The sequence below is a fragment of the Micromonospora sp. NPDC051543 genome, assembly GCF_044454415.1.
GTDB lineage: Bacteria > Actinomycetota > Actinomycetes > Mycobacteriales > Micromonosporaceae > Micromonospora.
In genome coordinates, this window is record NZ_JBITDT010000007.1 from 23,451 (window position 1) to 35,108 (window position 11,658).

Sequence of the window (11,658 nt, forward strand, 5' to 3'; positions counted from 1 at the left end):
CGCCGTCGGGCTACTGGCCGAAGCGCGCCCGGATGTCGTACACGTAGGACGCCTTCTGCCAGATCACCGAGAAGCGGCCGGTCGGGCTGGACGCCGGCTGCGCGTACCGCCCGTCGGGGGCGATGATCTCGTCCGCCCCGAGCGTGCCGTCCTGGCCGATCGTCCGGGCGTGCACCTGGGTGGTGGAGACGTCCGGACCCCAGGCCTGCCAGGTGACCAGGCCGTCGCCGTCGTCGTCCAGGGCGACCTTCGGCCAGTCGCCGACGCCGAGCCGGGTGACCGTGCCCAGCACGCCGGTGGAGGAGATCGAGCGGGCGAAGACCTGGATACCCTCGGGAGTCCAGCGGCCCCAGGTCAGCACCGCGTCACCGTCGAGGTCGCCGGCGAGTTCGTCGAAGAGGCTCAGCTCGTGGGCGGCCGGCGAGACGCTGAGGACGCTGCCCAGCGTGTCGGTGTGGCTGAAGTGCCGTGCCCGCAGGCGGGGCGGCTCGCCCGACTTGGACCACCGGTAGCTGATCACCGCGTCGCCGTCCCGGTCCACGGCGAGCGAGACGCTGGCGTACCGCACGTCGGTGGCCCGCCCGGCGATGACGCGCAGCGGCGCGACGCCTTGCGGACTGACCCGGCGCGCGACGACCCGCTCGTAGCTCTCCGTCCAGGCGACGACGGCGGTCCCGGCGCGGTCGATGCCCACGACGGGCTGGTCCACGCCGACGCCGAGGGTCAGCTCCGGGCCGAGGGAGCTGTCCGTGCCGAAGTAGCGGGCCTTCGTCGTGTACGCGCCGTCGCGGATCTCCGTCCAGGTGACCAGCGCCAGCCCCGACGGGTCGACCGCGACGGCCGGACTGGCCCCGTGCCATGTAGCGATCATCTGTAGCGGACCCAGTTCGCCGGTGGCGGAGACCCGCCGGCCGGCCACGATGCCGTCCTGTGTCCACACCACTGCGGAGTCGCCGTCGTCGTCGGACGCCACCTTCGGCCAGAGCGCGGACGGGCCGAGTGGCGAGAGCGTCTGGATCGGGCCGGCTGTGCCGTCGACCGAGACGAGCTGCGCCTTCACCTGGTCGTTGCAGCTACTCGCGTTGTTGTCGCACCCCGCCCAGGCCAGCAGCGAGTCGCCCTGCCGGTCGACCGCCACGAAGGGCTGGTCCTGCCCGCTCCAACCGGCCTCCGACACGACCTGGATCGGCGACCAGGTGGCCGCCCACGCGGGTGTGGGAACGGCGGCCAGCATGGCCAGCGCTCCGACCACACCCGCGGCGAACTTTCGCGTACGCCGTAGGGTCGATGTTCTGTCTGCTCCGTGCACCGTCGCCCCCTCGATCGATGAACATGCTTGATGAAGGGGCATGATGCCATCGACCCGGCCGCACCGCGCGGCGAGAACCGGAACGCGAAACGCCCCGACCGGATGGTCCCGGTCGGGGCGTTCTCGACGCTATGTCCGCTAGGGGGCTTATCAGCCCTGGCGGCTCTTCCACTGCGGGTTCGCGCGGTTCACCACGACCACCCGGCCACGACGGCGGACCACCACCGAACCGGGCTTCTGCTTCAGGGAACGCAATGAGCTACGTACCTTCATGTCTGCCTCCTCGGCCTGGGGGTCTGGCCTGTATCGGTACCGGTTATCGGAACGCCGGGGACCGCCGCGCGATTCCCGCGCCCCCGGGCGTCGAACCTTTGACCTCCCGCGCCCGTACCAGTGGCAGGAGGTCAAGCCATGAGGGTGCGTCGGATGCTCGTCGTGGTGCTCGTCGTCGTGGCGGCGGCACCGCTTCCAGCGGTGCCCGGCTGGGCGCACGGCGCCCCCACCGATCCGGTCAGCCGGGCGGCGGCCTGCGGGCCCGAGGGCCGGTACGCGTCCACCAACGCCTGCCAGGCGGCCGTGGCGGCCGGCGCGGCGGTGCGCGAATGGGACAACGTACGCGTGGCGGCCATCAACGGTCGGGACCGGGAACGGATCCCGGACGGGGAGCTGTGCAGCGGCGGGCTCTCCGCGTACCGGGGGCTGGACCTGCCCCGGACCGACTGGCCGAGCACCCGGTTGACCACCGGCACGACGTTCACCTTCCGGTACCGGACCACCATCGAGCACCGGGGCACCTTCCGGCTCTACGTCACCACGCCCGACTACGACCCGCGCAAACGGCTCACCTGGGCAGATCTGGAGCCGCGGCCGTTCCTGACGCGGACCGACCCGCCCGTGCGGGCCGGCGCGTACCAACTGGCCGGGCGGCTGCCCACGGGCCGTACCGGCCGTCACCTGATCTACACGATCTGGCAGAACTCCAACACCCCGGACACCTACTACTCCTGCTCCGACGTGGTCTTCGCGGCCCCGCCCGGCACCGAGAAGCGGGCCGCCACGACGAAGGCCTCCGCGCGTACCCCCGCGAGCCGGCCGGTCGCCAGCGAGTCGCCGGTGGCGGCGGCGGCCGACCCGGGCGTGCCGGTGGCGTCGGTGCGCGACCTCGACGGCCGGTGGCCGGTGCTGGCCGGCGCGGCCGTCGTGCTGGTCCTGGCGGTACTGGTCGGCGTGGGTCGGCGGGGGGGGGGGGCCCCCCCCGCCCCCCCGGCCCCCCGGGGGGGGGGGGGCCCCCCCCGCCCGGGGGGCGCCCGGGGGGTTTTGGCGCGGCGCCCCCCCGGCCGCCGGTGGGCCGGGGCGGCCGGGCCCGGCCGGGGTGGGGGCCCGGGCGTTAGGGGTGGGGGGGGGGCGGGGGGGGCGCCCCCCCGCCGCGCCCACGGGACCACGGTGCGGGGTGCGCAACCACCGGGCCGGGCGGCGCCGGATCTGGTGACCCGGCCCGCCCGTGATCCGGCGGTCAGCCCAGCAGGCGGTCGATCTCGGCCAGGTCGTCGGCGTCGAGGTCGAGGTTGTGTACGGCGGCGATGTTGGTTTCCAACTGCTCGACGCTGCTCGCCCCGATGATGAGGCTGGTCATCCGTGAGTCGCGCAGCGCCCAGGCCAGCGCGAGCTGGGCCAGGGACTGACCGCGCCGCTCGGCGACCGCGCCGAGCCCCCGGATGGTGGCCATCTTCTCGTCGCCGAGGTCGCTCTCGTTGAGGAAGACGCTGGTCCGCACCCGCGAGTCGGCCGGGATGCCCTTGAGGTAGCGGTCCGTCAGCAGGCCCTGCGCGAGAGGGCTGTACGCGATGCAGCCGGCGCCGACCTGCTCCAGCGTGTCGAGCAGGCCGTCGTCCTCGGTCCAGCGGTTGAGCATCGAGTACGACGGCTGGTTGATCAGCAGCGGCGTGCCCAGGTCGCGCAGGATCGCCGCGGCCCTCGTGGTCTGCTCCGAGTTGTAGTTGGAGATGCCCACGTAGAGGGCCTTGCCGGAGCGGACGATGGCGTCCAGCGCGCCCATCGTCTCCTCCAGCGGGGTGTCCGGGTCGAACCGGTGCGAGTAGAAGATGTCGACGTAGTCGAGGCCCATCCGGCCCAGCGACTGGTCCAACGACGAGATCAGGTTCTTACGCGAGCCCCACTCGCCGTACGGGCCGGGCCACATCAGATAACCGGCCTTGCTGGAGATGATCAGCTCGTCCCGGTACGGCTTCAGGTCGGTGGCGAGCATCCGGCCGAAGTTCTCCTCGGCCGAGCCGGGCGGCGGGCCGTAGTTGTTGGCCAGGTCGAAGTGGGTGACGCCGAGGTCGAACGCGCGCCGGACGATGTCGCGCTGTCGCTCGTACGGGCGGTCCGGGCCGAAGTTGTGCCACAGGCCGAGAGAGACGGCGGGCAGCCGCAGGCCACTGCGTCCGCTGCGCCGGTAGGTCATGGTGTCGTAGCGGTCTTCCGCGGCGAGGTAGGTCACGATCATGAGCCTAACCCCGGTCCGCCGTGCCTGAGATCGGGCGTGGAAAGCCGGACATCGGGGTAGTTTCGACCCGACGACCGGCCCAGCACCGCGGAAAGTGAGCGACGTGGACGACATCACCGCACTGATCCTGGACGACCACGCCGCCTTCCGGCGCGGCTTCGCCCGCCTCGACGACGCCCGCGACGAGCAGGAACTGCTGGCCATCTGGGACGCCCTCGCCCTGCACCTGGACATCCACGCCGAGGCGGAGGAGGCGATCCTCTACCCGCACCTGGTCAAGCACGGCGACGACGGCGAGGACGAGACCGCCGACGCGATTGGCGACCACAACAAGATCCGGGACGCCATCGCCGAGTCCAAACTGCACCCGGTCGGTTCGAAGCCCTGGTGGGAGGCGGTCGGTACGGCCCGCCGGGAGAACAGTGAGCACCTGGCCGAGGAGGAGGACGAGGCGCTGCCCGACTTTCGCCGGCACGCGAGCTTTGAGCTGCGCGCCGAGCTGGGGCAGCGCTGGCTGACCTTCTACGGCGAGCACAAGAACGGCCGCAACCTGCCGTTCCGCGACAAGGACCCGCAGGGGTACGTGGCCGACCACCGCTGAGATCTCCCCGCTGCGGGGGAGTCGCGCACCCGGTCCACGCCAGCAGAATGACCGGATGACCCTCCGCGCGGCGCTGGCCCCGCTGGTCGCCGGCAGCACCTGGCGACGCGGCGTGTTCCTGCTGCTCGGCGGCGTGCTGGCCCTGCCGTACGGGGTCCTCGCGGTGACCTTCGCGCAGATGCTCACCGACTCGGAGATCCCCCGCCCGCTGGTGTACGTCCTGCTGGTGGTTGCGGCGCTGATCGCCGTGGTGCCGCTCCTGCTGGACGGCAGCCGGGCCCTGGAGATCGCCGCCGTACGGGCGCTGCTCGGCGTCGACCTGCCCGACCCGGCCCCGGGACACCGGGGCGACCGGGAGAGCCGCCTGCGCAGCGCGCTCTGGATCGCCACACACCTCATCGTCGGCGCGCTGGTGATGACCGCGCTGTTCAGCGCCCTGCCGATGGCGCTCGCGTTCATCGCGCAGCAGTTCGGTGTGGGCGACGAGCTGACCAGCCGGGAGCGCTTCGGGCCGCTGGACGGGCGGGACAGCGGCTGGCTCACGCTGGCCGGGGTCGCCCTGCTGGTGGGCCTCGGCTACGCCGTGGCCGGGCTCGGCGCGCTCGCCGTGTCGATGGCTCCGGTGCTGCTCGGCCCCGCCCAGGCCGAGCGGATCGCCGCTCTGGAGGCGCGGGCCACCCGGCTCGCCGAACGCAACCGGCTGGCCCGCGAGCTGCACGACTCCGTCGGTCACGCGTTGACCGTGGCGACCCTCCAGGCCGGGGCGGCCCGTGAGGTGCTGGACACCGACCCGGAGTTCGTCCGGCGCGCGCTGACCGCCATCGAGGACGCCGGCCGGACCGCGATGGACGAGCTGGACCACGTGCTGGGGCTGCTCCGCGAGACCGGCGGCGGCCGGCCGTCGGTGGCGCCACAGCGTACGCTCGCCGACCTGGACCGGCTGGTCACCGACGCCCGGGCGGCCGGGCTGACGGTCTACGACAGCCGCGCCGGCGATCCCACGGCGGTGCCCGCCGTCGTCTCCCGGGAGGGTTACCGCATCGTCCAGGAGGGACTGACAAACGCCGCTCGCCACGGCCACGGGCCGGTGACGCTGCGGCTGGACCTGCACCGCGATGCCCTGGAGTTGGAGATGGAGAATGCCCTCGGCCGACAGCGCCGCTCCGATCCGGGTCGGGGTGGGCGGGGCCTGGACGGCATCCGGGAACGGGTGCTGCTGCTCGGCGGCCGGCTCACCGTCGGCCCGGACGGCGACCGATGGCTCGTCCGCGCCCGCCTGCCGTACGAGGACGCCCGATGAGCACCGGCGTGCTGATCGTCGACGACGACGAGCTGATCCGGGTCGGGCTGCGGGCCATCATCGACGCGCAACCGGATCTGCGGGTGCTCGCCGAGGCCGCCGACGGGGCCGAGGTGCCGCCCCTGGTCGCCCGGCACCGCCCGGACGTGGTGCTGATGGACGTGCGGATGCCCGGCATCGACGGGATCCAGGCCACCCGCCACCTGCTGGCCACCTCCGCCGACCCGCCCCGGGTGCTGGTGGTCACCACGTTCGCCAACGACGAGTACGTCTACGAGGCGCTGCGCGCCGGCGCGTCCGGCTTCCTGCTCAAACGGGCCCGCCCGGCGGAGGTCGTCGAGGCGGTCCGGGTCGTGGCGGCCGGGGAGTCGCTGCTGTTCCCGGCGGCGATCCGCCAGCTCGTCGGGGCGTACGGGCCGGTGGGCGGGGACCGCCTGAAGGCCGCACGCCTCACCGAGCGGGAGGCCGAGGTGCTGCGGCTGATGGCGACCGGCCGGTCCAACCCGGAGATCGCCGCGCACCTGGTCGTCGGGGTGGAGACGGTCAAGACGCACGTCGGCAACGTGCTGGCCAAGCTGGGCGTGCGCGACCGTACCCAGGCGGTCATCGCCGCGTACGAGTCCGGCTTCGTCACCCCGTCCGGCTGATCCCTCGGCCGGGGGACCGGGTTCACCGCCGCCCGGGAGGGGATCGGTCGCCGATCGGTCGAGGCTGAGAGCATGACGACGATCAATGACCTTCGAGCCCGTACCGAATCCCGCTGGCCCGACCGACTCGCCCCGCTCGCCGCCGGTTGGCTCGGCCTGTGGGGCGTACTCGCCCTGCTCGGCACGCTCACCGGCGCTGGCTACCCGTTCGGCCCGAACGACCCCCACGGCGGTGACGTCAGCCTGCTGCGCCTGGTGCCGGCGGACGTGGCCACCCCGCTCTTCGCCGGAGTCCTGCTGACCGCCGCCGTGGCCGCCCTCGCCATGAGCCGCCCGGCGGTCCGCCCGCCCGGCCCGCTGCGGGCGCTGCTCGCCGGCTACGGCTGGGCGGTCGCGTTCCTGCTCGCCGTGGTCGTGCCGGACGTCCGCGTGCTGGTCATCCTCGGCTACCTGCCGATCCTGATCGTCGGCGCGCCGTTCGGCTGGCCGCCGGTCGACTACGCCGACATCTTCAACTGGGCCCTGTTCGGCCGCTTCGCCGCGCTGCTCGGCGGGCTGCTGCTGGCCGGGGCGGTGCTCGCCTGGCAACGCCGTACCGCCGCAAGCTGCGTCTCCTGCGGGCGGGACGGCACCGACCGTGGCTGGAGCACCCCGGCCGCCGCCGCCCGCTGGGGTCGGTGGGCCGCCGGCATCGCGGCGATCATCCCGCTGACGTACGCGGCGATCCGGTTCGCCTGGGCGGCCGGCATCCCACTGGGCATCTCCCGGGAGTTCCTGACCGAGATGCAGGACAGCGGGCTGGTCTGGGCCGGGTTCGGGCTGGCCGCCTTCGCCACCGCCGGCGCGATCCTCACCCTCGGGCTGGTGCAGCGCTGGGGTGAGCGGTTCCCCCGCTGGATGGTCGGGCTTTCCGGTCGTCGGGTGCCGGTGAAGCTGGCCGTGGTGCCGGCGACCCTGGTCGCCATCTCCGTCACCGCGGCGAGCCTCGGCCTGCTCAGCAACCCCCAGTTCTGGGAGCTCACCGGTGGGACCAGCCTGACCGGGGCGCCGATGCTGCTCTGGCCGCTGTGGGGCGTGGCGCTCGGCGCGGCCACGTACGCGTACCACCTGCGCCGCCGGGGCGCCTGCCGGAGCTGCGGCCGGGGCTGAGGGTGGCCGTGGGGGTGCCACCGAAGCCGGAGGCGCCCCCGAAAATGTGAGCTAGCGTTACTCGGGTGACTGCGCCTACCCCGGTAATCCCGGTTCCACCGGCCGACCTGCCCGGCACGCTCGGCGCGCTACGGGCGGCCGGTCACCAGTACCGCACCGTCAAGCAGGAACTCCGCGACAACCTCCTCGCCCGGATGCGCTCCGGCGAGACCCGTTTTTCCGGCATCGTCGGCTACGACGACACCGTCCTGCCCGAGGTCGAGCGTGCTCTGCTCGCCGGGCACGACATGGTGCTGCTCGGCGAGCGCGGCCAGGGCAAGACCCGACTGATCCGCGCCCTGGGCTCACTGCTCGACGAGTGGACCCCCGTCATCGCGGGCTCGGTCCTCAACGAGCACCCGATGCGCCCGCTCACCCCCGCCTCGGTCGCCCAGGTCGCCGAGGCCGGCGACGACCTGCCGATCGGCTGGCTGCACCGCTCGATGCGCTACGGCGAGAAGCTCGCCACCCCGGACACCAGCGTCGGCGACCTGATCGGCGACGTCGACCCGATCCGGATCGCCCAGGGCCGCACCCTCGGTGACCCGGAGACCATCCACTTCGGGCTGGTGCCGCGTACCAACCGGGGCATCTTCGCCGTCAACGAGCTGCCCGACCTGGCCGAGCGCATCCAGGTGGCGCTGCTCAACGTGTTGGAGGAGCGCGACATCCAGGTCCGCGGCTACCAGCTCCGACTGCCGCTGGACCTGCTCCTGGTGGCCAGCGCCAACCCGGAGGACTACACCAACCGGGGGCGGATCATCACGCCGCTCAAGGACCGGTTCGGCGCGGAGATCCGCACCCACTACCCGGTCGACCTGGAATTGGAGCTGGCGCTGATCCGCCAGGAAGCGGATCTGGTCGCGGCCGTCCCCGAGCACGTGCTGGAGGTGCTGGCCCGCTTCGCCCGTGCGGTGCGGGAATCCCCGTCGGTGGACCCGCGCTCCGGAGTCTCCGCCCGGTTCGCGATCGCCGCCGCCGAGACGGTGGCCGGCGCCGCGCTGCGTCGTGCCGGCCTGCTCGCCGCCTCCGTCGACCCGGACGGTCGGCCCGAGACGGCGGTGGCCCGGGTCGGTGACGCGGTGTCGGTGACCAGCACGCTGCGCGGCAAGGTGGAGTTCGAGAGCGGCGAGGAGGGACGGGAGATCGAGATCCTGGCCCACCTGCTGCGGACCGCGACCGCCGAGACCTTCCGCGCCCACCTGGCCGGCCTCGACCTGTCCGGGTTCACGGCTCTCGTCGAGGACGGGACGGCGATCGAGACCGGCGAGCTGGTCGGCTCCGCCGAGCTGCTGCGGCAGGTGGGCACGGTGCCCGGTCTGGCCAAGGTGCTCGACCGGCTCGGCCTGGGCGACGCGCCCACCCCGGAGGAGGCCGCCGCGGCCGTCGAGTTCGTGCTGGAGGGGCTGCATCTGACCCGCCGGCTCGGCAAGGACGTCACCGAGTCCGGGCGCACCGTCTACGGCGGCCGGGGCTGACCGTGGCCGGCAACCGGTTCCGGTACGGCCAGTGGAACGGCGGGCCCGACCCGCTGGCACCCCCGTACGACGTGCGTGAGGCGGTGGACGCGGTCGGCGCCGAGGTGCTGGCCGGCGGCAGCCTGCGGCAGGCGCTGCGCGATCTGCTGCGCCGTGGCCCCCAGGGGCGCGGCGGGTTGGACGACCTGGCCGCCCGGGCGCGACGGCTGCGCCGCGAGGCGCTTCGTCGCGGCGATCTCGACGGCGCGGTGACCCGCGCACAGGCCCTGCTCGACCAGGCTCTCGCCGCCGAACGTGACGAGCTGCGCAGCCGCGACGACGACGACGCGCGGTTCGCCGAGTCGGTGCTGGACAATCTGCCCCGCTCCACGGCCCGGGCGGTCGAGGAGCTGTCCGGCTACCAGTGGGCCAGCGAGGATGCCCGTCGTTCGTACCAGCAGATCCTCGACCAGCTCCGGGACGACGTGCTCGGTCAGCGGTTCGCGGGTCTGCGGGACGCGGTGCGCGCGTCCGCCGATCCGGCCGCGCAGCAGCGGCTCGCCGAGATGATGCGGGACCTGAACGACCTGCTGGCCCGGCACGGCCGCGCCGAGGACACCACCGACGCGTTCGCCGAGTTCATGCGCCGGCACGGCGACTTCTTCCCGGAGCAGCCGGAGACGGTCGACGAGCTGATCGACGTGCTGGCCCGCCGTTCGGCGGCCGGCGAGCGGCTGATGAACTCGCTGTCCGAGCGGCAGCGCGCCGAGCTGGCCGGTCTGATGCAGCAGTCCCTCGGCGACCGGCTCGCCGGTGAGCTGTCGGCGCTCGACGCGAACCTGCGGGCGCTGCGGCCGGATCTGCGCTGGGGACGCGGCGAGCGGGTCCGGGGCGACCAGCCGTTGGACTACGCCGACGCGGCCGGCGCGCTCGGCGAGATCGGCGAGCTGGACGATCTGCTGGACCAGCTCGACCAGGAGCACCCCGGGGCCACGCTTGACGACGTGGACGTCGACGCGGTGGCCCGGACCCTGGGCCGGGACGCGGCCGACGACGTCCGCCGGCTACGCGAGCTGGAACGCGAGCTACGCCGGCAGGGCTGGGTGGGTCGGGACGCGGATGGGCTCACGCTCAGCCCGAAGGCTCTGCGCCGGCTCGGCGGTACGGCGCTGCGGCGGGTCTTCGCCGACCTGACGGCCGGTCCGCGCGGTCAGCACGACCTGCGTTCGGCGGGTGCGGCTGGCGAGGTCAGCGGCGCGTCCCGCCCCTGGGAGTACGGCGACGAGCAACCGCTGGACGTGGTCCGCACGCTCACCCGGGCGGTGCGCCGGGCCGGGCCGACGGTCCCGCTGCAACTCGAAGCGGACGACTTCGAGGTGGTGGAGACCGAGAAGCGTGCCTCGGCGGCGGTGGTGCTCTGCGTCGACCTGTCGTACTCGATGATCTCGCAGGGTCGTTGGGGGCCGATGAAGCAGACGGCGCTGGCGTTGGCGCACCTGATGGAGACCCGTTTTCCACAGGACGCCCTGCAGATCGTGGGCTTCGGTCGGGAGGCGACGACGCTCACCCAGCAGGAGTTGGCGGCCGTGGAGCCGGACCTGCAACAGGGGACGAACCTGCAACACGCGCTGCGGTTGGCCGCTCGGCACCTGCGCCGCCATCCGGATGCCGAGCCGGTGGTGCTGGTGGTCACCGACGGGGAGCCGACCGCCCACCTCGATCCGGACGACGGGGAGGCGCTGTTCCACTGGCCGCCGCTGCCGGAGACGATCGAGGCGACGGTCCGCGAGGTGGACCGGCTCAGCCGCTACGGCGCGACCCTCAACCTGTTCATGCTCGGCGACGACGAGGGCCTGCGCCGCTTCATCGACGCGGTGGCGAGACGCAGCCGTGGCCGCATGTTCACGCCCGACACCGACGACCTGGGCGAGTACGTGGTCTCGGACTACCTCCGCTCCCGCCAGTCCCGCCGCTGAACGCCCTTCCCGTCGATCATGGAGTTGTGGTGGGTGGCAAATGCCGCTCGTCCGGGTGAATCGGGCACCACAACGCCATGATCGACGGGGTGGGGCGGTGGGGTGGGGGTGTGGTGGCGGCGAGTGGCGGGTTGCGGCGGGCTTATGACTCGGTGTTCAGGGAGATTGACGGGGCTTCTTTTGGCCCTTCCGCCCCGGGGCAGTTGAGCGCCGAGCAGATCGTGGCGCACCTGGTGGCCAACGACGAGCTGATGATCCAGGCCAGCGAGGCGTTGCTCGCGGGGTCGCCGTTCGCCTACTACGAGCTGGAGGAGGACATCCACCGTCCGCAGCTCGACGCGTTGGCCGCCGAGCAGGGCGGTCTGCGCGGCCTGGCGGCGCTGCTGCACGGCACCAGCGAACGGCTGTGCGGGCTGGTCGACCAACTCGGCCTGGCGGCGGAGGCACCGGTGGAGACCCACCTGCGCGAGGGTTTCGACCTGATCGTCGACGAGCCGCTGCCCTGGTCCCGCACGCTCGACCTGCACGCAAGGGTCCACCTCCCCAAACACCAGGCCCAGCTCCACCTGCTCCGGACCTGACCCCACACCCCACGGCCCTCGTCGATCTTGCACTTTCGGTGGCGACAAAGGCGCGCGTAACGGGCATCTCGACGACAGTAAGTGCAAGAT

Annotated in this window: 11 protein-coding genes; 8 read left to right on the forward strand and 3 right to left on the reverse strand. The window is 73.1% G+C overall.

The genetic code is table 11. The annotated features are described in order from the left end of the window. Positions 1 to 10: 10 nt before the first annotated feature. Together ACIA3K_RS14285 and ACIA3K_RS14290 are read right to left on the reverse strand one after the other, a co-directional pair. Entirely contained in the window at positions 11 to 1,252 is a 1,242-nt protein-coding gene (locus ACIA3K_RS14285; protein WP_396801332.1) for a hypothetical protein, read from the reverse strand. 207 nt (positions 1,253 to 1,459) lie between these two features. Then, entirely contained in the window at positions 1,460 to 1,582 is a 123-nt protein-coding gene (locus ACIA3K_RS14290; RefSeq protein WP_091591861.1) for a 50S ribosomal protein L36, read from the reverse strand. A 153-nt stretch (positions 1,583 to 1,735) separates the two neighbouring features. On the opposite strand from ACIA3K_RS14290, the gene ACIA3K_RS14295 reads away from it, so the two are divergent. Further along, the gene (locus ACIA3K_RS14295; RefSeq protein ID WP_396801741.1) at positions 1,736 to 2,929 is read left to right on the forward strand and encodes a lytic polysaccharide monooxygenase; all 1,194 of its coding nucleotides are present in this window, start codon (positions 1,736 to 1,738) and stop codon (positions 2,927 to 2,929) included. Here the strand turns inward: ACIA3K_RS14295 and mgrA are convergent. Then, positions 2,823 to 3,818, reverse strand: a complete 996-nt coding sequence (mgrA, locus tag ACIA3K_RS14300; RefSeq protein WP_396801333.1) for an L-glyceraldehyde 3-phosphate reductase — start codon at positions 3,816 to 3,818, stop codon at positions 2,823 to 2,825. The two genes, ACIA3K_RS14295 and mgrA, sit on opposite strands and share 107 nt — an antisense overlap. A 103-nt stretch (positions 3,819 to 3,921) precedes the next feature. On the opposite strand from mgrA, the gene ACIA3K_RS14305 reads away from it, so the two are divergent. The 7 genes from ACIA3K_RS14305 (at position 3,922) to ACIA3K_RS14335 (ending at position 11,568) form a co-directional block, all read left to right on the forward strand. After that, positions 3,922 to 4,419 (forward strand): hemerythrin domain-containing protein, encoded by a 498-nt coding sequence (locus tag ACIA3K_RS14305; protein WP_396801335.1) that lies wholly within the window; start codon positions 3,922 to 3,924, stop codon positions 4,417 to 4,419. A gap of 55 nt (positions 4,420 to 4,474) precedes the next feature. Continuing rightward, positions 4,475 to 5,719, forward strand: a complete 1,245-nt coding sequence (locus ACIA3K_RS14310) for a histidine kinase (RefSeq protein WP_396801336.1) — start codon at positions 4,475 to 4,477, stop codon at positions 5,717 to 5,719. After that, the gene (locus ACIA3K_RS14315; protein ID WP_396801337.1) at positions 5,716 to 6,366 is read left to right on the forward strand and encodes a response regulator transcription factor; all 651 of its coding nucleotides are present in this window, start codon (positions 5,716 to 5,718) and stop codon (positions 6,364 to 6,366) included. Before ACIA3K_RS14310 ends, ACIA3K_RS14315 begins: the two co-directional genes overlap by 4 nt. Before the next feature lie 72 nt (positions 6,367 to 6,438). Then, a complete protein-coding gene (locus tag ACIA3K_RS14320; RefSeq protein ID WP_396801339.1) occupies positions 6,439 to 7,515 on the forward strand; it encodes a hypothetical protein in 1,077 nt (358 codons plus the stop codon). A gap of 65 nt (positions 7,516 to 7,580) precedes the next feature. After that, positions 7,581 to 9,032, forward strand: a complete 1,452-nt coding sequence (locus ACIA3K_RS14325) for a magnesium chelatase (RefSeq protein WP_396801340.1) — start codon at positions 7,581 to 7,583, stop codon at positions 9,030 to 9,032. Between the two features lie 2 nt (positions 9,033 to 9,034). Then, complete coding sequence (locus ACIA3K_RS14330) at positions 9,035 to 10,987, forward strand: VWA domain-containing protein (RefSeq protein ID WP_396801342.1); 1,953 nt, start codon at positions 9,035 to 9,037, stop codon at positions 10,985 to 10,987. Between the two features lie 77 nt (positions 10,988 to 11,064). Continuing rightward, a complete protein-coding gene (locus ACIA3K_RS14335; RefSeq protein WP_396801344.1) occupies positions 11,065 to 11,568 on the forward strand; it encodes a hypothetical protein in 504 nt (167 codons plus the stop codon). The last annotated feature ends 90 nt before the right edge of the window (positions 11,569 to 11,658 follow it).